The sequence below is a fragment of the Streptomyces sp. CBMA123 genome, from assembly GCF_014596465.1.
Lineage (GTDB): Bacteria > Actinomycetota > Actinomycetes > Streptomycetales > Streptomycetaceae > Kitasatospora.
Genome location: NZ_MECK01000079.1, coordinates 19076 through 40945, shown reverse-complemented (window position 1 = coordinate 40945; position 21870 = coordinate 19076). Strand labels below are relative to the sequence as shown.

Here is a 21870-nt window from a genome sequence, read left to right as displayed (position 1 = left end):
GTGCAAGCGCGAAGGAGCCCACCCCCCATGGCCCAGCCGGAGACCGCGGGCCCGGGGCCCGCACAGGCGCTCGTGTCGGCCGCGCTCGACCGGGCCGGTACCGTCCGGCACCTCAACGCGTTCATCACGCTCGACGCCGAGCGGGCGCTCGCGGAGGCCGCCCGCCGGGACGAGCAGGGCGGGCCCGCACCGTGGTCGCTGGTCGTCAAGGACAACATCCATGTCGCCGGCCTGCCCAACACCGCGGGCACGCCCGCGCTCGCCGGCTTCGTCCCGGACGCCGACGCGCCCGTGGTCGCGGCGCTGCGGTCGGCCGGCGCGATCGTGCTGGGCAAGACCAACATGCACGAGTTGTCCTTGGGGGCCACCTCGTGCAACCACACCTTCGGGGCCGTCGGGAACGCCACCGACCCGGACCTGTTCGCGGGCGGCAGCAGCGGCGGGACGGCGGCCGCGGTGGCGGCGGGCGTGGCGGAGGCCGGGCTGGGCACGGACACCGGCGGTTCGGTCACCATCCCGGCCGCGCTCAACGGGGTCTACGGTCTGCGCCCCAGCGCCGGGCGCTACTCCTCGGCGGGGGTCACCCCGCTGTCGACCACCCGGGACACCCCGGGGCTGATGGCCCGCTCGCTGGAGCGCCTCACCGCGCTGGACGCCCTGGTCACCGGGGAGGCCACGGCGCTCCGGGCACCCGGGCGGCCGCTGCGGCTGGGGCTGCCCCGGCAGGTGTTCGCCGAGGACCTGGAGGGCCCGGTCCAGGCCTGCTGGGAGACGGTCGTCGAGCGGCTCGGCGCGGCGGGGGCGCAGTGGGTCCCGGTGGACACGGCGCAGCTGGCCGAGGCCGACGCCCGGATCGGATTCCCGCTCGTCTTCGGCGAGTTCGCCGCCGCCCTGGAGCACTACCTCGACGAGCACCGCGCCGGACTCAGCGCCGCCGAGGTGATCGCCGCGGTCGGTGACCCGGACATCGCGGCGCTGCTCTGGGCCACCGCGCTGCCCACCGCCCCCGGTCACCCGGGGCCCGAGGGCCTGCGCCGGGCGCTGGACGCGCGCCGCGCCCTGCAGGACGCCTACGCCGAGCTGTTCGGCGCGCACGGGCTGGACGCGGTCCTCAGTCCCACCGTCCCGGTGTGCGCCCGGCCGCTGCGCCGGCACGAGGACAGCCTACCGCTCAACGGCCGCGACGTGCCCACCTTCCACACCCTGATCCGCAACACCTCCCCGGCGGCCACCGCGGGCCTGCCCTCGCTGACGATTCCGCTGCCGGTCGACGGGTCCGCCCCGGTCGGGGTCCAGCTGATCGGGCCCCGGCTGGCCGACCGGGAGCTGCTGTCCGTGGCGGCGCGGATCGACGCCCTGCTGCGCCCCTGAGCGGTCGTCCGCCCGCTGCGCCGGAGCAGATACGGCGGGCGGACGACCGTCGGGGTGTCACGTTCGGGGCGCTCAGCCCGCGTAGACGTCCTCGACGTAGCGGCCGGCCTCGACCAGGCCCTGCAGCCAGTCCTGGGCCTGCTGCTCGTCCGCGCCCGGCGTGTGCTCCCGGTAGAGCGCCCGGAAGGCCGCCCGCACGCCCGGCGCCATCCGGGCGCCGTCGCCGCACACGTACACCTCGGCCCCGGCGGCGAGCAGCGCCCAGACCTCCGCCGCCTCGGCCGCGATGCGGTCCTGGACGAAGCGCCGCCCGTCCTGCGGCCGTTCGCTGAACGCGGGCCGCATCGAGACCGCGCCGGCCAGTTCGGCCTCCTCCAGCTCGGCGCGGTGCAGGTAGTCGGCGTCCGGGGCGTCGCAGCCGAAGTACAGCAGCGCCGGGGCGAGGTCCGCGCGCCGGGTTCCCGAGGCGAGCAGCGCGCGACGGTCGGCGACGGCGCCGCGGAAGGGCGCCAGGCCGGTGCCGGCGGCGATCATGACCACGGGGGTGCGGTGGCCGATCCGGAACGCCTCCCGGCAGGGCTGGACCCTGGCCAGGACGGTGTCACCGACGGCCAGCCGGTCCAGGTAGCCGGAGCCGGTGCCCCGGTAGGTGCCCCGGCCGGAGCGGGCCGGCGCGCTGAGCACCGAGACCATCAGGTCGACCTCGCGGGTGCCGGCGCCGTCCTGCGCGCCGGCGGACGGGGACGCGGGCGAGGAGGAGATCGAGTAGTGCCGGGGCCGGATCGGCGGCAGCAGGTCCAGCAGGACGGGCCAGCTGAGCGCCTCCCGCAGGGCCGGATGGTCCTCGATCAGGTCGAGCAGGGTGCGCGGGTCGTCCGCGGGCAGTGCGCGCAGGGCGGCCTGCTCGGGCGGGCAGGGATTGAGCGCGGCGAGCGCGGCGCGCTGTTCGGCGGTCGGGCGGTCCTGCAGTTCGACCTGGTGGGTGAGCAACTCCCGTACGGTGAGCGGGCGGTCGACGGCGAGGCCGGTGCGCCGGTGGGCGACGATGCCGAGCACCGTCTCCGGGTCGGCGCCGAGCAGCTTGGCGGCGCGCTCGACCAGGGCGGGGTCGTTGGCCGGCAGCACGGTGAGGTGGTCGGCGGTCCGGTACTCGGCGCCCTCGGGCAGCGCCAGCCGGACGAGGCGCTTGACCCGGTGGTAGCCGGGGTCGGTCAGGCTGTCGACTGCGGTGACGGTCAGCTCGCTCATGCCGTGCCGGGTGGCCAGTGCGTGCAGCGGGCCGCCGACCAGCTCGGTCACCGTGTACCCGGCCTCCTCCCGGGGCCGGGTCGCGGCGTCGGCGTCGCCGTGGCGCACCAGCAGCAGGTCGGTCAGCGCCTCGGTGAACTCCCGGACGGTGCCGGCCAGATCGCCGGAGGCGTCGGCCTCGGCGCGGTCGAGCAGCCGGGTGCCGCCGAGGGCGGTGAGCCGCTCGTCGATCAGGGTGGGGATGCGCTGGTAGGTGGCGGCGTAGGTGCGGTCGCCGATGCCGAGCACGGCGTACTCGACGCCGTCGGCCGCGCCGTCCGGGGCCTCGCGCAGCCGGCGGACGAACTCGGCCGCGTCGTCGGTGGGTTGGCCGTTGTACGAGGCGGCGGTGATCACCACCAGCCGGTCGGTGGGCAGGCCGTCGGCGTACGCGTCCAGCGGGGCGGTCTCGGTGTCGCAGCCCAGTTCGGCGGCGGCGTCGGCGAGTTGGCGGCTGAAGTCGCGGCAGGCGCCGTAGTTGGAGCCGTGCAGGAGCAGCAGGCCGGTGCCCTGGCGGACCCTCCCGGCGCGCTCGGCCGGCTCGGCGGTCCCGACCGGCTGGACCGGCTTCGAGTGCTGGGCCATCGGCGCGGGGGTGCGCGGGGCGAGGGCGAGGGTGAACCCGTCGGGCTTGATGGTGAGCGTCTGCTTGAGGGTCAGCCGGTAGCCGGCGTGGTCGATCAGCCGGTAGCGGTGGACCAGCATGCCCAGCAGCATGGTCGCCTCGTGCAGCGCGAACTGGCGGCCGATGCAGGCGCGTTCACCGGTGCCGAAGGGCTTGAAGGCGTGCGGCGAGCGGGCCGCCTCGCGCTCCGGGTCGAACCGGGAGGGGTCGAACAGCTCCGGGTTGTCGCCCCAGGCCGGGTCGCGGTGCAGCATCGGGGTCAGCACGAAGATCGGCGTCCCGGGGCGGACCGGGATCCGCCCGCCGAGGAGGGTCTCCGCGCGCGCCTCCCGGCTGAACTGGGGTGCCGTCGGCCACAGCCGCAGCGCCTCGTTGAGCACCTGCCGGGTGTACCGCAGCCGGCCGACGTCCTCGTACGAGGGCTCCGGGTCGGCCTCGTCGCCCCAGAGCGCGTCCACCTCCTGCTGGACCAGCCGGAGTTCGGACGGGTGCTGGGCCAGGTAGTGCAGCGCGAAGGACAGCGCGCCCGAGGTGGTCTCGTGGCCGGCGATCAGGAAGGTGATCACCTGGTTGCGGATGTTCTCCATGTCCAGCCGGCTGCCGTCGGCGGGGTGCACCGCGCCGAGCATCAGGCCGAGCAGGTCCTCGGCCGGGCCGGCCTCGGCGCCGCTCCCGGCCCGGGCGGCGATCACCTCGTCCACCACGCCGGCCAGGTAGTCGGCGTCCCGCCGGAACGCGGCGTCGCGCTCGCTGTGGTCCAGCTCGGGGTCGCGGGTGAGCTTGGTCATCGCCCACTCCAGGCAGCGCACCATCGCCTCCACGAACGGGTGGGGCTCGTCCCGTTCGAAGGAGCCGAAGTCGAAGCCGAACCCGGCCAGTCCGATGGTGTCCAGGGTCATCCTGGTCATGTCGCCGGGCACGTCCACGGTCAGTCCGGCGGCCGAGCGGCGGTCCCAGGACTCGATCACCCGGCGGGCCACCGTGAGCATCACCGGGTGGTAGGTGCGCATCGACCCGAGCGCGAAGGCGGGCATCAGGATGTCGTGCGCCCTGGCCCAGTTCGGCTCGTCGTTGTAGGCGGTGAACAGGCCGTCCCCGGTGAACTCTCGGACGTTCTCCAGCGCCGGGCCGACGGCCTTGGTGAAGCGCTCCTCGTCGGCCAGTTCCTCGACCAGCTCCAGGCTGCTGACCATCAGCACCTCGCGGCCGTGCAGGCGCTGGAGGAACACCGAGCCGTGCTCTCTGGCCAGTTCCATGGTCCGCAGCACGGGGACGCTGACGGGCGGCCGGTCGGAGAGGTCCACCAGCGGGACGCCCCACTCGGGCTCGCCGCTCAAGGTCTCGGTCTCGGTCTCGGCCACGCTCACGCTCACGCTCACGCTCACGCTCACGGCCCCGCTCGGTGTCGCCGGCACGGCCTCGGTCGTGGTTTCGGTCATCGGTAGGTCCCTCCCACGGCAGGAAAGTTCTCGGTACCTCCACTCTCTGCCCTCGTCGGGCGCGCCGGGCCGCGCTCACTACATGATTGTGTAGTCCCAGCGGCATCCGGAGACTTGCCCACGACCCGTCAGCTCTGACGGGGGCGGCTGCCGCGGGAGGAGAACGAGGCATGCGACCGACCGACGGCTGCGGTCCGGCACCGGGCACCCGCCTGGACGCCGCGGTGGTCTGGCGCAACCGGGCCCTGCGCCTGCTGGACCACAACCCGCTGCCCATCGCCGTGTGCGAGTGGGGCGGCCGGATCATGATCGTCAACCGCGCGATGGCCGCCGAGTTCGGCGGGCTCCCGGGGCAGTTGCGCAACCGCCGGATCCTGGAGTACTTCACGCTGCGGGACAATGCCTCCCTGCAGACGCTCGCCGAGGCGATCCGGCTGCACCGCCGCTCGCAGTACGCGGTCGGGGTCTCCTGGACGCCCGCCGGCGGCACCGAGCGGCAGGGCGAGATGACCGTCGACCTGGTCAGCGACACCCCGGAGCAGACCCCGAACATGCTGCTCTCCCTGCGCGCCCTGGACGAACCCGCCGCCCGCCCCGTGCCGACGGTCCCGGTCCCGCGCCCCGAGGCCAGCCCGATCGAGGTCCGCATCCTGGCCGCCGCCGCCCGGGGCGCCACCACCGCCCGGATCGCCAAGGAGGTCGGCCTCACCCCGGACGGCGTCAACTACCACCTCACCCGGCTCTCCCGCCGCTGGCACCTGCCCAACCGCACGGCCCTGGTCGCCCGCGCCTACGCCCTCGGCGTCCTCGCCCCAGACACCTGGCCCCCGGAACCCGCCCACCCACTCTGACGGCCCGGGGCCCGCGAACGGACGCGCCTGACTCGCCGTCACCCCCGGCGCGTGCTCTCGTAAGGCACATGATCACTTCATCCTCGGCCCGCCTGACCCGCCTGGCCGTCCCGCTCGCCGCCACCGCCGTCCTCCTCCTCGCCGGCTCCGCCCCCGCCTGGGCGCTCCCGGCCGACGTCACCGCCGAGCAGTGCCAGGAGGCCGGCGGCACCGTGCAGGGCGGCGGCTACTGCGTGGGCGCCGTCGGCGAGGACCAGTGGGGGGCGGACATCGACGGGCAGGGCATCGCCTAGCCCCGCGTCACCGCCGCGCACCGCTACCCAACGCCGCGCACCGCCGCGCATCGCCGCGCACCGCCCGATGTCACCGTCGTGTCGGCAGAATGTCGCGGACCGGTAAAAGCACCACCCCCTGCCCCACCCCCTCGCTGACCAGCCGCTACGCTCTGGGCCGCGCCGCGCCACGGGGGCCGGCGGATCCACCACGGGGGGACCCACAGTGCGCTACCTGGTCCGCGACCGCATGTTCGCCTTCCACGAGGAGGCCTGGATCGAGACCGAACACCGGGAGAAGCTCTACCGCGTGAACCGGAAGTTCTTCCGGCTGCGCCGCACCTTCGCCCTGGAGGACACCCGCGGCGAGCACGTCGCGAGCATCGTCCGCAAGGCCTTCACGATCCACCACACCCTGCTGGTCAAGCAGGACGGCCAGCCGACCGCGAAGGTCAGCAAGAAGATGTTCACGCTGTTCGGCGACCGCTTCAAGGTCCGCCTCGGCGACGGCCGCAAGCTGAAGATCAACGGGAACCTGTGGGACCGCGAGTTCGACATACGCCACGACGGCACCACCCTGGCGCACGTCTCCCGCCGCTGGTTCACCATCCGCGACGCCTACGCCGTCGACGTCCTCGAACAGCGGGACGCCCTGCTCCTGGTCATCCTCGCGGTCTGCGTCGACCACGTGCTCCAGGACGCCAAGGGCGACCAGCTGACCAACCTCTGACGCCCCTCACACTCCGCCGAGGATCGCCCGGTCCTCGGCGAGTTCGGCCAGCAGGGCGTCCAGCTTGGCCCGGTCGACCGAGGGCATCACGAAGACGTGCACATAGCTGCGCCGGGTGGCCTCGTCGCCCGGCACCATCACCACGTCCTGGGAGGACAGCGACCACTTGGCCACCAGCTCCGGGCTCGGCTTGCGGAACCGCACGGTGACGGCGCCCGGGGTGCGGGCCGGCCAGAGCTCGACGCCCAGCTCCCGCTCCATCGCGACCAGGCGCCGCTCCAGGTAGGCGGCGAGCTCCTGGGCCTCGCGGATCCGCTGCACCTGGTCGCGGTAGGAGTACCGGGACAGGTGGTCCCAGAGGATCAGCGGGGAGAAGCCGTTGCGGGAGCCGGCGAAGGTGGTGTCCGGCGCGCCGATGTAGTCCGGCTGGGACGGCGGGGAGATCTGGTACTTGACCTTGGTCATGTAGATGCCGCACGGCCAGGGCGCGCCGGCCCACTTGTGGCCGCTCATCGCGATCGAGGAGACCATGTCGACCTCGCCGTGCGCCGCGGTGGGCAGCCGCAGCCCGAAGTCGAACTCGGGCAGTCGCGCCTCGGGCGTCCAGCCGTACGCCGGGTCCTCGGCGGCCAGCCGCAGGAACGGCGCGTACCCGGCGCCGAGCGCGCCGTCCACGTGGATCCAGAAGCCGCGGCGCACGTCCACCAGCGGCCGGCCGGTCTGCGGGCAGCTGCCGTAGACCACCTCGCGCCGCACCAGCCCGTACCGCTCGAAGATCGGCAGCAGCCGCTCGCAGACCGCGCGGACGTCGTCGTGGGCGCCCTTGAAGGTGCTGCCGAGGTTGAGGTTGACGAAGACCGGGTGGCCCTTGGCGGCGAAGAACTCGACCAGCACGGCGAGGGCGTCCACGTCTATCTCGCCGGTGCCGTCCCAGGACAGCCCGGACGGGCCGGGACGGGACGGCACCTCGGTGGGCCAGCTGCGCAGGCCGGTCGCCGGGTCGACCAGCGGGCACTCGTCGGCGTACTTCTCCAGGCCGACGGCGTGGAAGGTCTCCACGCCCAGGACGGCGACGGCCTTGGCGAAGGAGTAGTGGGTGTCCTCGGAGTAGAACGCCACCGGCTGGTGGGCGTTCGGGTTCTTCCGGTCGGGGTCGGCCTTGACGTAGCGCACGGCGTCGAAGGGGGCGGCCGGCGGCTGGATCAGCGCCTTGCCGCTCAGGTAGTCCCGGGCGTTCCACAGGGCGTACATGTTGCCCTCGGTCGAGCCCATGGACAGCATGTAGCCCCAGTAGGACTCCGGGTCGGCCGGGTCGTGCGGGCGCTCGGCGTGCCAGAGCTTCGCGTAGTAGTCGAGCACGGCCCGCTCGACGACCTTGGTGTTGGGCTTGTAGCCGCCGCTCTGGAACGGGTCGCCGAGGTTGTTGATGTTGTTCGGCAGGAACCGGGCGAGGTCCAGCGCGGTGCCCTGCATGTCCTGGGTGGCCTGGTAGCCGACCAGGTGCTTGCGCTTGCGGGTCAGGTACTCGTCCACCGCGTCCAGCGCGCGCAGCCGCCGGTCGTCGTCCAGCCCGCCCTCGGGGAGGGCGAAGTCGCCGCCGTCCAGCTCCGGACCGGGGTCGACGGCGGTCGCGGCGAAGGGGAAGGCGGTCGGGCTCATGGGCGGTGCGCTCCGGGGTTGCGGGGACTGCGACGGACGGTCGTCACCGTCGGTACCGGTGACGACCGTCCGTAAGGATGGAACTTTCGAACGCCCGGGGGAAGCCCTTCCGAAGAACATTCGACCCCCTGTCGATCAGGCTTGCGAATCTTCGGTACGGACTGGAATCCTGGCAGGCATGCCGAACAATCCGCAGGCCCGCCGGGCGCCCGTCGACGACGTCGACCGGGCGATCGTCCGTGCCCTGGCCGACAACGCCCGGCTCCCGAACAACGCCCTCGCGGCCGCCGTCGGCATCGCCCCCTCCACCTGCCTGGCCCGGGTCCGCGCCCTCCAGGACCGCGGCATCATCCGCGGCTTCCGCGCCGAACTCGACCCGGCCGCGATCGGCCTGCCGCTCCAGGCGATGATCTCGGTACGGCTGCGCGCCCACACCCGCGAGCAGAACGAGAGCTTCCGCAGCACCGCCCCCGACCTGCCCGGCGTCCTCGCCGTCTTCCACATGGCCGGCTCGGACGACTACCTGCTGCACGTCGGCGTCGCCGGCCCCGAGGCCCTGCGCGACTTCGTGGTCGACCACCTCACCACCCACCCGGCGGTGGCCCAGACCCGCACCAACCTGATCTTCGAGCAGATACCGGGCCGCCGCTACCTCTCCCCCGGCCCGGAGCACTGACGGACACGGACCGATCGACCACGAGGTCGTCGAGCGTTCATCCGGACACCGTCACACATCGCGAGGGCCGCTGCGGGGCGGACACGGCAGCGGGCTACTGCTCCGGACCGGCGCGCAGGGCCTCGATGAACCAGCCGAACACCGGCGCCAGGCTCGGCGGGACGGACCATCCGTTGATGACGGCCAGGAGGTGCCAATAGCGTTCCGTGCGCGGGTCGTTGGCGACCTCCAGGCGGGTCAGCAGCCAGCGGCGCAGGTCGGTGTCGTCAGCACGGCCGAAGACCTGGGCGTAGCGGGCGGTGAGGGCGTCGATGATGGGTGCCGCCTCGGCGGACGTGGGGGCGATGCCGACCGTGAGCGCGTGTCCGACCTGTGCGCGGACCGTCTCGGTGAGGTCGTGGTGCAGACCGGTGGTGTCGCCCCGGGTGCGTTCGGCCGCCTGGTGTTCTGCCATCCGGCGCACTGCGGTGCGGAAGTCCGGGTCCTGGGTGAGTTCGGCGAGTTCCACCCACGCCTCGACCTGGTCCGGTTCGGGGTCGTCCGGCAGGTCGGGCGTGGCCGCGCGCATCATGGCCACGAAGTCGGGGTTGGCGTCCAGGCCCGCCGAAGGTGTCGTCGATGAAGTCGGTGACGAGGCGTCGGCGCTCGTCGTCGGAGAGTTTCGCGAGCTTGTGCATGAGATCCGTCTCCTCAGAGGTGGAGCCCCGCTTGGCCACCGCTCGCAGTACCGCGCGACGCAGTCGTAGCGTGCGGATCTGCACGTCCAGGGCGTCGGCATGCGCTGCCGCGACCTCGGGGACGGAGATCTCCCGGTCCAGCACCTGCCGGATGACGGCGAGGTCGATTCCCAGGTCACGCAGTGTTCGCACGAGGTCCAGACGCGCGAGCGCGCGGAGGTCATAGAGCCGGTAGCCGGCCGGGCTGCGGTCGGTCGACGGCACGATTCCGGTGTCGGAGTAGAACCGGATGGTCTTCACCGTCAGCCCGGTCCGCCGGGCCAGCGCTCCGATCGTGTAAAGCGTGTCGTCGTCCATGCCCCCACCCTCGCGTCTCCCCCTACCGGAGACTCAAGCCCATCCTCCAGGAGACCCCGGCGGGCGTGGGGACGGACCGTCCACCGCCCTGTCCACGGGTCTCGACGATGACGCCGCCCGGCACGCCCGGGGCCGGGACGGGCATCGACACCGCTCCAGCCCACAGGCCGACTCTCTGGCCAGTCCGGCAAGCCCTGACTTCTGTCACAGGCCATTCGCGAGGTGTCGTGCGAAGTGGTTGCGGCCCGCACGCCTGGCGGCCAAGGCGTCCTCGACCAGTCGGACCTGCTCGCGTACGGCCTCGACCCAGGCCTGCTCACGCACGTACGCATCGATGGTCTCGGTGTCGTCGGCGCGCCGCGGCGCCCCGAGCAGGGTCGCACGGAAGGCCCGCAGGCCCGTCTGAACGGCGATGACCTGGGCATCCAGGTGGAGCCGGACCATACGGGCCAGTTCCGACGGATTGCGGTGGAGCACCTGCTCGTGACGCCAGCGTGCCGGAGCCAGGTCGAACAGCCAGTCCTTCGCCGAGTGCTCGAACTCCGCCGATCCGGGCCGGCGGACCGAACCGGGCCATCGAATCGACGCCGGCCGCGCCCGTCTCTGAGGCGGGACCGCATCATCGATACCGGAAACACTGCTCATGGTTGATCACCCTGATTCCTCGGGACAAGGAGCCGCTGACCCGCTCGGCGCCATCGGCCTCGGGAGCGGGCCCGAACAGGAAATCTGCCCATCGATCGCTCTTCAGTGAGCTACCGCACGGCCGGAACACTTCGGGTGCGACGAGTCTCAGCCGCGCGACCGGCCCTGTCAAGGGCCGGCCTGCCTGCGGTGCCGGCGTACCGCGCCGACCCGCCACCCGCAATCCCGTCGACCTGCCGCCCGACCGCAGCGTCGAGAGCGTTCGAAGGCCGGCCGCCGGCCGGTCCTCCACCGCCCCGGTCTGCTCGCGCCCGGCGCGACGCCCCACCCCGGGAGCGAGGCCTTCCGGACGGTCTTCGCCCCGGCGAACGTGTGGCAGGTCCGGGCCGCCTGCGGCCAACCGGCCCGGCCCTGGCGGACATTGGGCCCACAGCAGTGCGAACTGTGTGCATACGCACTTCCATGGAGTCGCGCCCCCGCCGCGCCACCAGCGGTTTCGCGACCCGCCGGTGCTCAGTGGCCGATGTCCGGCCCCGGGTAGGAGAGCCGGCGGCAGCTGCCCCCCGGGAGGCGGACCCGAAGGCGCCGCGCGTCGCCGGGCACCGCGGCGGCGGCGACCAGGTTGCCTGCCTCGTCGGTCACGACGGGTGTGCCCCCGCGCGCGGGCAGGTACAGGTCGACCGTGGTGTCCCTCGCCGCGCGCAGTTCGGCTCCGGTCAGCACGCCCTGGCGCCAGCTCAGGCCGACGGTGAGCCCGCCCCGCGCGCGCAGGCCCCTGACGTCCCCGTCCGGCCAGGACGGCGGCAGGGCGGGCAGCAGCCGCAGGCTGCCGTTGTGGCTCTGCAGCAGCGCCTCGGCGATGGCGGCGGTGATGCCGAGGTTGCCGTCGATCTGGAAGAGCCGGGGCGGGTGCAGGTCGAGGAGGTTGGGGGCGATCGAGGTGGCGAGCAGGCGCTCGACGGCGTGCCCGGTGAGCGCGCCGTCGCCCAGGCGGGCGGCGAGTGCGGCGACCCAGGCGAGGCTCCAGCCGGTGCCGCCTCCGCCGTGCTCCAGCCGGCGGTCCAGGGCGCGGCGGGCCGGGTCCAGCAGGGTGGTGTCGCCGAGCGGGTCGACGGCGCTGCCCGGGTAGAGGCCGTAGAGGTGGGAGAGGTGGCGGTGGCCGGGGTCCTCCTCGGGGAGGTCGTGCCGCCATTCCAGCAGGCGGCCGTCGGCTCCGAGGGCCGGTGGGCGCAGCCGGGCGCGGACGCCGGTCAGTTCGTCCGCCAGTTCGTGGTCGACGCCGAGCTCGCGGGCGGCCGCGACGGTGTTGTCGAGGAGTTCGGCGGCGAGCCAGTAGTCCATGGTGCAGCCGGCGTCGACGGCCTCCAGGGTGCCGTCGGCGAGCCGGAAGTGGTGCTCGGGCGAGGTGGAAGGGCAGGTCACCAGCGCGCCGTCGGCGTCCTCGACCAGGAGGTGGGTGAGGAACCGGGCGGCCTCGCGCAGGACCGGGTAGGCACGGTCGGCGAGGAAGGCGTGGTCCCCGTGGAAGAGGTGGTGGTCCCACAGGTGGGCGGCCAGCCACGGTCCGGCCATCGGCCAGTGGGCCCACACCGGGTCGCCCGACACGGGGTTGGTGGCGCGCCAGAGGTCGACGTTGTGGTGGCAGCACCAGCCCGGGGCGTCGTAGTAGGTCCGGGCGGTGGAGCGCCCGGCTTCGGCGAGGTCGGCGACGAGGTCGAACAGCGGCTCGTGGCACTCGGCCAGGCCCGTCGTCTCGGCAGGCCAGTAGTTCATCTGGAGGTTGATGTTCGACGTCCAGTCGGAGTTCCACGGCGGGGTGAGGTCGTCGTTCCAGATGCCCTGGAGGTTGGCGGGCTGGGTGCCGGGCCGCGACGAGGCGATCAGCAGGTAGCGGCCGTAGCCGAAGAGCAGGGCGGCGAGTCCGGCGTCCTCGGCGCCCGCGTTCGCGGCGGCGAGGCGTTCGTCGGTCGGGTGCTCCGCTGCCGCCCTGAACGCCCGGTCGTGGAGGCGGAGTTCGGTCGCGTCGAACAGCCGCCGGTGGTCGGCCGTATGAGCGGCACGCAGCTGGTCGAAGTCCTGTCCGCCCGCCTCGTCGAGCCACCGGTACGCCTCGGCGAGCGCCGCCTCGGGGCCGTCGGGCCGTCGGCGCCAGTCGCGGTATCCGGTGCCGACGGCGACCAGGAGCACCGCCTCGTCGGCTCCGACGACGTCCATCCCGCCGTCGACGGCGACGACGCTCCCGTTCACCGTCCGCAGGCTGACGGCGGCCGCGAACCCCATGCCCTCGTCCTCCCGGTGGACGGTGCCCCCGCCGTGCCCGGACGCGACGTGCACCGGAGCGCGCCCGTGGACCAACAGGCTGGTGGGGCGGTGCAAGGCCGCCGTGGCCGGGTGGGGTGTCGAGAGGCTCGTACGGAAGGAGAGGGCGCCGGGTGCGTCCGCGCTGAGGCGGACGGCCAGCACGCCCGCCGGGGCGGAGACGAAGCTCTCCCGCCGGTACCGGACTCCTCCCGCCGTGAACGACACGGTGTGCACGGCTTCGTCGAGGCGCAGCTCGCGCCGGTACTCGGCGAGGGCGCCTTCACCCCAGGACGGAAAGGTCAGCAGGAGGGTCGCCAGCGGCTGGTACGCCTCGATGTCGGGGCCCCGGAAGTGGGCGGCGGCGATCGCGCCGGCGCCGGCGTGGTCGCCCTCGCGCAGCACCGCCTCCCGCAGGGCGGGCAGATGGTCGGCGGCGCCCGTCCGGTCGCGGGGACCGGGGCCGCCGGACCACAGGGTGTCCGCGTTGAGCTCGATCCGCTCGGTGTGCACGCCTCCGTACGTCATGGCGCCGAGCCGGCCGTTGCCGAGGGGCAGCGCTTCCAGGAAGCCGTCGGCGGGGTGTCGGTACCAGAGGGTTTCCGTACCGGAATGCCGGGTGTCCGGCCGATCGTGGGCGGGGCGGGGCCCGTCGTGGGGCGGTACGGGTCGGGAGAAGGAACTCAGCGGGCGGTACCGGCCGCGCTGGGGCGGTCGTTGTCCAGTCGGGGGCTTCCGCATGTCAGGACTCCTCGGTCGCGGGGCGCCGCTCGTGGTTGAGCCGGCCGGAGACGAAGCCTCGGCGCCGGGGTGGTGCGGCGGCTCCTCGACGGTGGTGACGGACGGATCGATGTCGATGTCGAGCCTGCCGACTCCGGTTCGTCGAGCCAGGTCTGCGGGCGCCGGCCCAACTCCCGCACGTGGTGGTGCGCGTCGACTCTCACGCGCGTTCGCTCCTCGGTCGGCAGTTGACGGTCGGTCAGGGACGCGGGCGGTTCGGCTGCCGCCGGGGCGCCGCGGGGATCCGCTCACCCTCGGTCAGGTGGTCGCGCAGCCAGCGTTCGGTGGTGTTGATGTGCATCAGCGCGGCGGCCTGGGCGAGGTTCGGGTCACGGGCGACGAGGGCCTGGTAGATCGCCTCGTGCTCGGTGATGGTCCTCCCGGCCGCGTCGGCGTCGGCCTGGCCGCGCCAGACCCGGGCCCGCAGGGTGCGTCCGGAGATGTGCTCCAGCAGCGTGGCCAGGGTCTCGTTGCGGGTGGCGTGGATGACCGCCCGATGGAAGGCGGCGTCGTGCCAGGTCAGCAACTCGACGTCGGCCCGCGCTTCGCGCATCGCCGACAGGTGGCGCTCGACCTCGGCGAGGTCCTCGTCGGTGATCCGGGTGGCGGCCAGCGCGGTGGCGGCCGGCTCGAAGAGCCTTCGCACCTCGGTGAGTTCCAGGACGGTGTCCCCCTGCAGCAGTTCGACCGCGCCGCCGAGCCCTTCCAGCAGCAGGCCGGGCGCCAGGCTGGTCACGTAGGTGCCGTCGCCGCGCCGGATCTCCAGGACCCGGGCGACGACGAGGGACTTGACCGCCTCGCGCATCAGGTTCCGGGACAGTCCGAGCTCGGCCGCGAGCTGCTGTTCGGGCGGCAGCTTCGATCCGGGGGGCAGCTCGCCGTCCCGGATCATCCGGCGGATGCGGGCGATGGCTCTGTCGGTCAGGGACACGGCGCCAACGTAGCAGGGGATCCCATGTCTCGAAAGAGAAGGCGATCCCCCTCCTCGCCAACCGACAGACCACGCCCGGCACTTCACTGATCGGCTTCCCCGCATCCGGGCCACCGGGAGCAGATCCATCCCATCAATCGAGGTGCCAGCCCGTCTCCTCCGAGTGTCCTTGGTCGATCACCAGCATGAGACCGACGCCGGAGACGGTCGAGAACCGGTGCGAGACGCTGACCGTGATCGCACCCGGTACGTGCCGCGCGCTCGCGGGCCCGGGCCGTCTGCCGCCTGCCGCCTGCCGCCTGCCGATCTTCTGCTCGCCCGGACGGCCGGGTCCTCCCCACCCGAACCACACGTGATCTCCGCAAAAGCCTCGCCCCGGGCCGGTGTCACGAGCGGCAAGATCTGCGTAGCCCCGCAGATCACCCGTCGCGGCGCACGGGCACCCACGGAAGACCGAATGAGCTACTGCACACTCTGCCAACGGCACCTCAACGGCGCACTCTCCTGCCCGGGCTGCGGGCGGCCGAAGGAGGCGCTCGCCCAGCAGGAGCCCGAGCGCCCGGTCGCGGACCCGCCCACCGCGGCTCCCGCACCCCAGAGGGTCCGCCGGCGAGCGACCCGGGGGCGCGGCGCCTGGCTCGCGCTGGCCACGCTCGGTGTGGCGGCGGGCGGACTGACCACCGCGGTGGTGGCCGTCGGCCAGGACGACGGCGCGGCGGTCCCGCTCCCGTCGGGGAGTACAACGGCGTCCACCTCGACGGCCACGCCGGGGCCCGCGAGCGTCTCCACGACGGCGAGGGCCGCACCGAGCACAGCGAGTCCTCCGGTGCGGCCGTCGGCCACCAGCGCCCGGCCCAGCGCGTCCAGGACGAGCGCCAACCCGTCCCGCCCGGCCGCCCCGGCCGAGTCGGCCGCCCCCCAGCCCACGACGCCCGTCACGGCTCCGCCCGCGCGCCACTCCCCCAGCCCGGCGGCCCCCACCCCGACCGCGACACCTTCCTGTACGTCGTTCCTCTTCTGGTGCGTCTGACCTTCCGGTCACCGGTCCGCACCCGTCCACGGCTCAGACGCCGACCAGCTCCCTCCCGGCGGCGACGGCATCCGGAGCCGCCACGGCGGAAGGCCTGCGCATCCCCTTGAGCAGGACGACCACCGCGGTGGTGACCGCCGTGCCCGCCACCACCGCGGTCAGGTACAGGAACGGGCTGCCGATCAGCGGGAGCACCCAGATTCCGCCGTGCGGGGCCCGCAGGGTGGAACCGAAGGCCATCACCAGGCCGCCGGCAGTCATGCTGCCGGCGATGCCCGCCGGGATGACCCGCAGCGGGTCCGCGGCCGCGAACGGGATCGCGCCTTCGGTGATGAACGACGCGCCGAGCACCCAGGCGGCCTTGCCGTTCTCCCGCTCCTCGGGGGTGAACAGCCGGCGCCGGACGACGGTCGCCAGGGCCATGCCGAGCGGCGGGGTCATGCCGGCGGCCATCACCGCGGCCATCACCTTGAGGCTGCCGGCGTCCGGGGCGGTTCCCGCGGCCGTGAGCGCACCGGCCGCGAAGGTGTAGGCGACCTTGTTGAGCGGACCGCCCATGTCGAAGGCCATCATCGCGCCGAGCAGCACGCCGAGCAGGATCGCGTTGGAGCCGGAGAGGCCGTTCAGCCAGTCGGTCAGGCCGTTCATCGCCGAGGCGATCGGTGAGCCGACCACCACGAACATCAGGAAGCCGACCACCGCCACCGACAGCAGCGGGATCACCACCACCGGCATGATGCCCCTGATCGCCCGCGGCACGTTCCACCGGATCATCCACAGCACCAGGAACCCCGCGGCCAGGCCCGACACGATGCCGCCGAGGAAGCCCGCTCCGACCGCCACCGACACGGCACCGCCGGCGATGCCGGCGGCCAGCGCCGCCCGGTCCGCGACCGCGAAGGCGATGTAACCGGAGAGGACCGGGACCAGGAAGCCGAAGGAGGTCTTGCCGGTCTGGAACAGCATCGCCGCCCAGCTGTGCGAGGAGGTCCAGTCGAAGTGCCCCAGCACGGACGGGGCGGAGGCGATCCGGTAGCCGCCGATCGCGAAGGCGAGGGCGATCAGCAGGCCGCCGGCCGCGACGAACGGGATCATGTAACTGACGCCCGTCATCAGGTACTTGCGCAGCCGCTGGGCCCAGTGCTCGCCCGCCTCGGCGGCCGGATCGGCACCAGCGCGCGCGCCGCTTCCGGCCCCGGTGACGAGCCCGGCGGCCTGGGCGATCAGCTCGTCGGCGCGATTGACCGCGGCCTTCACGCCCACGTCCACGGTCGGCTTGCCGGCGAAGCGGGCGCGGTCACGGACCTCGACGTCGTGGGCGAGGATCACCGCATCGGCGGCGGCGATCGCCTCGGGGGCCAGCGGCGTCGTCCCGGCGGATCCCTGGGTCTCGACCTGGATCTGCGCACCCGCCCGGGCGGCGGCCAGTTCCAGGGCCTTGGCGGCCATGTAGGTGTGGGCGATGCCGGTCGGGCAGGAGGTCACGGCGACCAGCCGCAGTCCACCACCGGCGGCGGCCGTCTCCGGACCGGCGGGCGACACCGGAACGACGGCCGGCGCCGGAGCGACGGCCGGCACCTCCTCGCCGTTGATCCGGGCCGCGACGGCGCCGGGGCTCTCGGCCTCGCGCAGGGCGCCGGTGAACTCCGGGTCCATCAGCCGACGGGCCAGCGCGGCGAGGATCTGCAGGTGGGAGTCGTCCGCACCCTCCGGTGCCGCGATCATGAAGACCAGGTCCGCGGGCCGCCCGTCCGGGGCGTCGAAGTCCACGCCCCTGGCGCTGCGGCCGAAGGCCAGGCTCGGCCGCGTGACGTGGGGTGATCTGCAGTGCGGGATGCCGATCCCGTCCCCCATCCCGGTCGGGGCCTGGGCTTCGCGGGCGGCGATGTCGCCGAGGAAGCCGTCGAGGTCGGTGACCCTGCCCTCGGCGACCAGCCGCTGGGCCAGGGCGCGGAGCGCTTCGCTCTTGTCCTCGGGGGCGAGGTGGAGATCAACGAGTGCGGGTGTGATCAGTCCGCTGGTGTCGCTCATCATGTCGGTCCTTCGACTGGTGCCTGACGGTGTTCCCTTGCCCCCGGGAATGATCGCCCTTCCCGTCCCACACGGTCGGGCGTGGTGCCTCCGGCAGGAGGCCGTTCTCAACCGCGAAGCGGTCGTTCGAGCGGGATGTCCGCCGTCACGGCCACGGCGGCCGGGTCCAGATCGGCCGGGGTCGGCATGACGCTCCCCGGCAGTTGTACGGCGGCGGCGCCGTGCGCCAGGGCCACCGCGAGTGCGCCGGGGCCGCTGCCGCCGGCTCCGAGGAAGCCCGCGAGGGAGGCGTCGCCGGCTCCCACGTCGCTGCGGACGGCGGCGACGGGTGCGCTGCCGAACCAGCTGCCCTCCTCGGCGATCAGCAGCATCCCGTCCGCGCCGAGGCTGGCGAGGACCTGCTGGGCGCCGCGCTCGCGCAGTTCCCCGGCCGCGTCGACGGCGTCGCCGATGGTGACGACCGGGCGGCCCACGGCCTCCGCGAGTTCCTCCCGGTTGGGCTTGACCACGTCGGGGTGGGCCGAGAGCGCGGCGAGCAGCGCGGGGCCGGAGGTGTCCAGGGCGATCCGGGCGCCCCCCGAGTGCACCTGCGCGACCAGCTCGGCGTACCACTCCGGGGCCAGTCCGCGCGGCAGGCTGCCGCAGCAGGCCAGCCAGTCGACGCCGTTCCCGGTGCCCTGTCCGATCTTCTGGGCGTCGCGGACGAGCGCGAGCAGAGCGGTCGACTCGGCGGCGCTGAGCTCGGGGCCCACCGCGTTGACCTTCGTCAGGCTGCCGCCGTCCTCGGCGATCGAGACGTTGATCCGGGTGTCGCCCGAGATGGCGACCGCCGCGACGTCGATCCCCTGGCGGCGCAGCAGATCGGAGAGCAGCTGCCCGGAGAGCCCGCCCAGCGGGAGGACGGCGGTGGTGCGGTGGCCCGCGGCCGTGAGCGCGCGGGAGACGTTGACGCCCTTGCCGCCGGGGTCGAGCCGGTCGTGCGCGGCTCGGTTGACCTCGCCCAGGGCGAGCGTTCCCAGCTCGTAGGTGCGGTCGAGGCTGGGGTTCGGGGTGATGGTGACGATCATGCGCGGATGACTTCCGGTCCGTGGTTCTCGATCTCTGCGGTCTGCTCGTCGGTCAGTCCAGTGTCCGTGACCAGCACATCGACCTGGTCCAGCGAGCCGAACCGGGCGAAGTGGCGGACTCCGTACTTGGAGGAGTCGGCGACCAGCACCACCCGGCGGGCGCCGGTGAGCATGGCGCGTTTGACGGCCGCCTCGGCGAGGTCCGGTGTGGACAGCCCGCCCTCCACCGCGAAGCCGTTGGTCGCGACGACCGCGACGTCCGCGTGGACGTCGGCCAGGTCGCGCAGCGCCCAGGCGTCGACGGCGGCCTGGGTGCGGTGGCGCAGCCGGCCGCCGACCAGGTGGAGGGCGAGCCCCGGGTGGTCGGCCAGCCGGGCCGCCACCGGGAGGGCGTTGGTGACGACGGTCAGGGCGCAGTCGGCGGGCAGCAGGCCGGCCAGCCGGGAGACGGTCGTTCCGGCGTCCAGGATGACGCTGCCCTCACTGGGCAGCAGGGCCAGGGCCGCCTTGGCGATGCGCTCCTTCTCGGCCGCGGCGGTGGAGTCCCGTTCGGCCAGGCCGGGCTCCAGGTGCAGGGCGCCGGCGGGCAGCGCGCCGCCGTGCACCCGGTGCAGCATCCCGGCCCGGTCCAGGGCGCTCAGGTCACGCCGGATGGTCTCCTGCGTGACGCCGAAGTCCTCGGCCAGCGTCGGCACGTCCACCCGGCCCCGTTCCTGGGCGAGGCGGAGGATCTGTTGCTGCCGCTCCGGTGCATACATGTGGGATCGGGTCCTTTTCATGTCCGTTTACGCCTGATGGGGCCCGACCCTACGCGCTCCGACCGAAAAAGCAAGAGCGTGTTCAGCCTCCGCCTCAGCACCCGCGGGTTTGCCCGAATCTGTTGACACCTCTCGGCATTCGGGCGTAGAACCAATCGAAACAACACGCTAACGGGCGTGAAACCACGGACCGCCCGGTCTCCGCTACCGCCCCCGTACGCGAAGACCGGGCGTGACCACGGTGGCCCGCACTTCCCCCGCGCGGGCCACCGTGCCCCACCCTCCCGCCGGCCCGGTTCCCACCCGGGCCGGCGATCACCTCCTCCAAGGACTCCCATGCACTCGATCCAGGTCATCGTCGGCTCCCGAAGCGGTCTGCACGCCCGCCCGGCGTCCCTGTTCGTCCAGGCCGCCGCCCGACAGACGGCCAAGATCACCGTCGGCCGCCCCGGTCAGACGCCGGTCGACGCCCGCAGCCTGCTGTCCGTCCTCGCCCTGGCCGCCCGCCGCGGCGACACCCTGGAGCTCACCGCCACCGGCGACGGGGCCCAGGACTCGCTCAAGGCGCTCGCCGACCTGCTCGCCTCCGACCTCGACGCAGCGGCGTGAGGGATCCGATGCGCGGAATCGGTGTCGGTACGGGCAGTGCCGCAGGCCCGGTCGCCCGGATGGCTCCCCCGCCCCCGCTGCCCGCACCGAGGGCGGTCGGCGACCCGGCGGCCGAGGCGGCCGCGATCCGAGCCGCCCTCGGCGCGGTCGTCACCGACCTGGGCGAGCGCGCCGCCCGCGCCGGCGGGCCCGGTTCCGAGGTGCTCACGGCCCAGGCCCTGATGGCGGCCGACCCGGTCCTCGCCGACCGGGCGGCAGCCCTCGCCGAGCAGGGCACCGACGGCCCCCACGCACTCGCCGCCGCCTTCGACGGCTTCCGTGCCGAACTGGTCGCCGCCGGCGGGTACTTCGCGGAACGCGCCGCCGACCTGGACGACCTGCGCGACCGCGCGGTGGCCCAGCTGCTGGGCCTGCCCGTGCCCGGCCTGCCCGACCCAGGGCACCCGTACGTCCTCGTCGCCGACGACCTGGCCCCCGCCGACACCGCGCTGCTCGACCCCCAGCGGGTGCTGGCCCTCGTCACCGTCCGCGGCGGGCCGACCAGCCACACCGCCATCCTCGCCAAGGCGCTCGGCGTGCCCGCCGTGGTCGGCTGCGCCGACGCCGCGGACCTGGCGGACGGGCGACGGGTCCTGGTGCACGGCACGGACGGAATGATCGAGCTCGACCCGGCTCCGGAGGCGGTCGAGCGGGCCGCCGACCGCGAGCGCCGTCGTCGCGAGCGGCTGACCGGGTACCAGGGGCCGGGCCGGACGGCGGACGGGCACCCGGTCGCTCTCCTGGTCAACCTCGGCGCGCCGCACGAGCTGGCCGGCGCCGCCGCCGCGGACGCCGAGGGCGTGGGCCTGTTCCGCACCGAGTTCCTCTTCCTGGACCGCGCCGAGGCTCCGAGCCTCGCCGAACAGGCCACCGCCTACCGGCAGGTGTTCGCCGCCTTCGCCGGCCGCCGCGTCATCGTGCGCACGCTGGACGCGGGGGCGGACAAACCGCTGCCCTTTGCCACCTCCGCCGACGAGGAGAACCCGGCCCTGGGCATCCGCGGCCTGCGCACCGCCGCCCGCGATCCGCAGCTCCTGGAGACCCAGCTCGCCGCGATCGCCGAGGCCGCCCGGGACAGCACCGCGCAGGTCTGGGTCATGGCTCCGATGGTGTCGATCCCGCGCGAGGCCGCCGAGTTCGCCGCCCGGGTCCGCGCGCACGGCCTGCCGCTGGCCGGGGCGATGATCGAAGTCCCGGCAGCCGCCCTGCGGGCCGACCGGCTGGCCGAGGTCTGCGACTTCTTCAGCGTCGGCACCAACGACCTGGCCCAGTACACCTTCGCGGCCGACCGGACGCTCGGCAGCCTCGCCCAACTGCTCGACCCCTGGCAGCCCGCGCTGCTGACGCTGGTCGCCACCGCCGCTGGATCGGCCGCCGAACACGGCCGTCCGATCGGCGTCTGCGGCGAGGCCGCCGCCGACCCGGCACTCGCCCTCGTCCTGGTCGGCCTCGGGGTCACCAGCCTGTCCGCCGCACCCGCCTCGCTCCCCGAGGTACGGGCGGCCCTGGCCACCCACACGCTTGCGGAGTGCCGCGAACTCGCCGCGCTGGCCCTGCTCGCCGACGACGCCACCACCGCACGCAGCAGGGTCCGGTCGAGCATGACGGCACCCTGATCCACGGCGGGTGCCGGGCCTGCCCTGGTCCGGCTCGGGCTCGGCGAGGCCTGTGCGGAGGAGCCTGCGGCGCCCGCCGGCACGGGTGTCCCCTGCGGCGCCTGGACCGTCGCCAACACGGA

General features: G+C 73.9%; 16 protein-coding genes and 1 pseudogene. 7 read left to right on the top strand and 10 right to left on the bottom strand.

Annotation, left to right across the window (positions count from 1 at the left end):
• The first annotated feature begins 27 nt into the window (after positions 1-27).
• The gene (locus tag BG452_RS11975; protein WP_188304232.1) at positions 28-1371 is read left to right on the top strand and encodes an amidase family protein; all 1344 of its coding nucleotides are present in this window, start codon (positions 28-30) and stop codon (positions 1369-1371) included.
• Positions 1372-1443: 72 nt separating this feature from the next.
• Here BG452_RS11975 and BG452_RS11970 read toward each other — a convergent pair whose 3' ends face one another.
• Positions 1444-4722, bottom strand: coding sequence for a cytochrome P450 (locus tag BG452_RS11970; RefSeq protein ID WP_188304231.1), 3279 nt, complete (start codon positions 4720-4722; stop codon positions 1444-1446).
• Between the two features lie 170 nt (positions 4723-4892).
• On the opposite strand from BG452_RS11970, the gene BG452_RS11965 reads away from it, so the two are divergent.
• The 3 genes from BG452_RS11965 (at position 4893) to BG452_RS11955 (ending at position 6575) form a co-directional block, all read left to right on the top strand.
• On the top strand, positions 4893-5573 hold the full coding sequence (locus BG452_RS11965) for a LuxR C-terminal-related transcriptional regulator (RefSeq protein WP_188304230.1): 681 nt from the start codon (positions 4893-4895) through the stop codon (positions 5571-5573).
• A gap of 68 nt (positions 5574-5641) precedes the next feature.
• On the top strand, positions 5642-5866 hold the full coding sequence (locus BG452_RS11960) for a hypothetical protein (protein ID WP_188304229.1): 225 nt from the start codon (positions 5642-5644) through the stop codon (positions 5864-5866).
• A gap of 205 nt (positions 5867-6071) precedes the next feature.
• Positions 6072-6575, top strand: a complete 504-nt coding sequence (locus BG452_RS11955) for an LURP-one-related/scramblase family protein (protein WP_188304228.1) — start codon at positions 6072-6074, stop codon at positions 6573-6575.
• A gap of 6 nt (positions 6576-6581) precedes the next feature.
• Here the strand turns inward: BG452_RS11955 and BG452_RS11950 are convergent, their stop codons facing one another.
• Positions 6582-8234, bottom strand: coding sequence for a histidine decarboxylase (locus BG452_RS11950; protein WP_188304227.1), 1653 nt, complete (start codon positions 8232-8234; stop codon positions 6582-6584).
• A 178-nt stretch (positions 8235-8412) separates the two neighbouring features.
• Between BG452_RS11950 and BG452_RS11945 the strand changes: the two genes are divergently transcribed.
• Positions 8413-8910 carry an Lrp/AsnC family transcriptional regulator gene (locus tag BG452_RS11945; RefSeq protein ID WP_188304226.1) on the top strand — a complete coding sequence of 166 codons (498 nt, stop codon included), beginning with the start codon at positions 8413-8415 and terminating at the stop codon, positions 8908-8910.
• 94 nt (positions 8911-9004) lie between these two features.
• On the opposite strand, the pseudogene BG452_RS11940 reads toward BG452_RS11945, so the two are convergent.
• From BG452_RS11940 to BG452_RS11905, 8 genes and pseudogenes are all read right to left on the bottom strand, one after another.
• Positions 9005-9944: pseudogene (locus BG452_RS11940) on the bottom strand (MerR family transcriptional regulator).
• Positions 9945-10148: 204 nt separating this feature from the next.
• The gene (locus BG452_RS11935) at positions 10149-10589 is read right to left on the bottom strand and encodes a hypothetical protein (protein ID WP_188304225.1); all 441 of its coding nucleotides are present in this window, start codon (positions 10587-10589) and stop codon (positions 10149-10151) included.
• A gap of 513 nt (positions 10590-11102) precedes the next feature.
• Positions 11103-13628, bottom strand: coding sequence for a glycosyl hydrolase family 95 catalytic domain-containing protein (locus BG452_RS11930; protein ID WP_188304224.1), 2526 nt, complete (start codon positions 13626-13628; stop codon positions 11103-11105).
• Between the two features lie 238 nt (positions 13629-13866).
• On the bottom strand, positions 13867-14598 hold the full coding sequence (locus BG452_RS11925; RefSeq protein WP_188304223.1) for a FadR/GntR family transcriptional regulator: 732 nt from the start codon (positions 14596-14598) through the stop codon (positions 13867-13869).
• Between the two features lie 462 nt (positions 14599-15060).
• Positions 15061-15537: a hypothetical protein gene (locus BG452_RS11920; RefSeq protein ID WP_188304222.1), complete on the bottom strand. Its 477-nt coding sequence runs from the start codon at positions 15535-15537 to the stop codon at positions 15061-15063.
• Positions 15538-15661: 124 nt separating this feature from the next.
• A complete protein-coding gene (locus BG452_RS11915) occupies positions 15662-17659 on the bottom strand; it encodes a fructose-specific PTS transporter subunit EIIC (RefSeq protein WP_188304221.1) in 1998 nt (665 codons plus the stop codon).
• A 107-nt stretch (positions 17660-17766) separates the two neighbouring features.
• Positions 17767-18726 carry a 1-phosphofructokinase gene (gene pfkB, locus BG452_RS11910; protein ID WP_188304220.1) on the bottom strand — a complete coding sequence of 320 codons (960 nt, stop codon included), beginning with the start codon at positions 18724-18726 and terminating at the stop codon, positions 17767-17769.
• Positions 18723-19484: a DeoR/GlpR family DNA-binding transcription regulator gene (locus BG452_RS11905; protein ID WP_188304219.1), complete on the bottom strand. Its 762-nt coding sequence runs from the start codon at positions 19482-19484 to the stop codon at positions 18723-18725. The genes pfkB and BG452_RS11905 overlap by 4 nt, the downstream gene beginning before the upstream one ends.
• 336 nt (positions 19485-19820) lie before the next feature.
• Between BG452_RS11905 and BG452_RS11900 the strand changes: the two genes are divergently transcribed.
• Both BG452_RS11900 and ptsP read left to right on the top strand, forming a co-directional pair.
• Positions 19821-20093: an HPr family phosphocarrier protein gene (locus BG452_RS11900; protein ID WP_188304218.1), complete on the top strand. Its 273-nt coding sequence runs from the start codon at positions 19821-19823 to the stop codon at positions 20091-20093.
• A gap of 8 nt (positions 20094-20101) precedes the next feature.
• On the top strand, positions 20102-21748 hold the full coding sequence (gene ptsP, locus BG452_RS11895) for a phosphoenolpyruvate--protein phosphotransferase (protein WP_223242094.1): 1647 nt from the start codon (positions 20102-20104) through the stop codon (positions 21746-21748).
• The last annotated feature ends 122 nt before the right edge of the window (positions 21749-21870 follow it).

Coding starts and splice junctions, on each gene's coding strand:
- BG452_RS11970 (WP_188304231.1), bottom strand. CDS start 4,722: ATGACCGAAACCACGACCGAGGCCGTGCCGGCGACACCGAGCGGGGCC.
- BG452_RS11960 (WP_188304229.1), top strand. CDS start 5,642: ATGATCACTTCATCCTCGGCCCGCCTGACCCGCCTGGCCGTCCCGCTC.
- BG452_RS11900 (WP_188304218.1), top strand. CDS start 19,821: ATGCACTCGATCCAGGTCATCGTCGGCTCCCGAAGCGGTCTGCACGCC.
- BG452_RS11975 (WP_188304232.1), top strand. CDS start 28: ATGGCCCAGCCGGAGACCGCGGGCCCGGGGCCCGCACAGGCGCTCGTG.
- BG452_RS11915 (WP_188304221.1), bottom strand. CDS start 17,659: ATGAGCGACACCAGCGGACTGATCACACCCGCACTCGTTGATCTCCAC.
- BG452_RS11950 (WP_188304227.1), bottom strand. CDS start 8,234: ATGAGCCCGACCGCCTTCCCCTTCGCCGCGACCGCCGTCGACCCCGGT.
- pfkB (WP_188304220.1), bottom strand. CDS start 18,726: ATGATCGTCACCATCACCCCGAACCCCAGCCTCGACCGCACCTACGAG.
- ptsP (WP_223242094.1), top strand. CDS start 20,102: ATGCGCGGAATCGGTGTCGGTACGGGCAGTGCCGCAGGCCCGGTCGCC.
- BG452_RS11965 (WP_188304230.1), top strand. CDS start 4,893: ATGCGACCGACCGACGGCTGCGGTCCGGCACCGGGCACCCGCCTGGAC.
- BG452_RS11945 (WP_188304226.1), top strand. CDS start 8,413: ATGCCGAACAATCCGCAGGCCCGCCGGGCGCCCGTCGACGACGTCGAC.
- BG452_RS11905 (WP_188304219.1), bottom strand. CDS start 19,484: ATGTATGCACCGGAGCGGCAGCAACAGATCCTCCGCCTCGCCCAGGAA.
- BG452_RS11930 (WP_188304224.1), bottom strand. CDS start 13,628: ATGCGGAAGCCCCCGACTGGACAACGACCGCCCCAGCGCGGCCGGTAC.
- BG452_RS11935 (WP_188304225.1), bottom strand. CDS start 10,589: ATGAGCAGTGTTTCCGGTATCGATGATGCGGTCCCGCCTCAGAGACGG.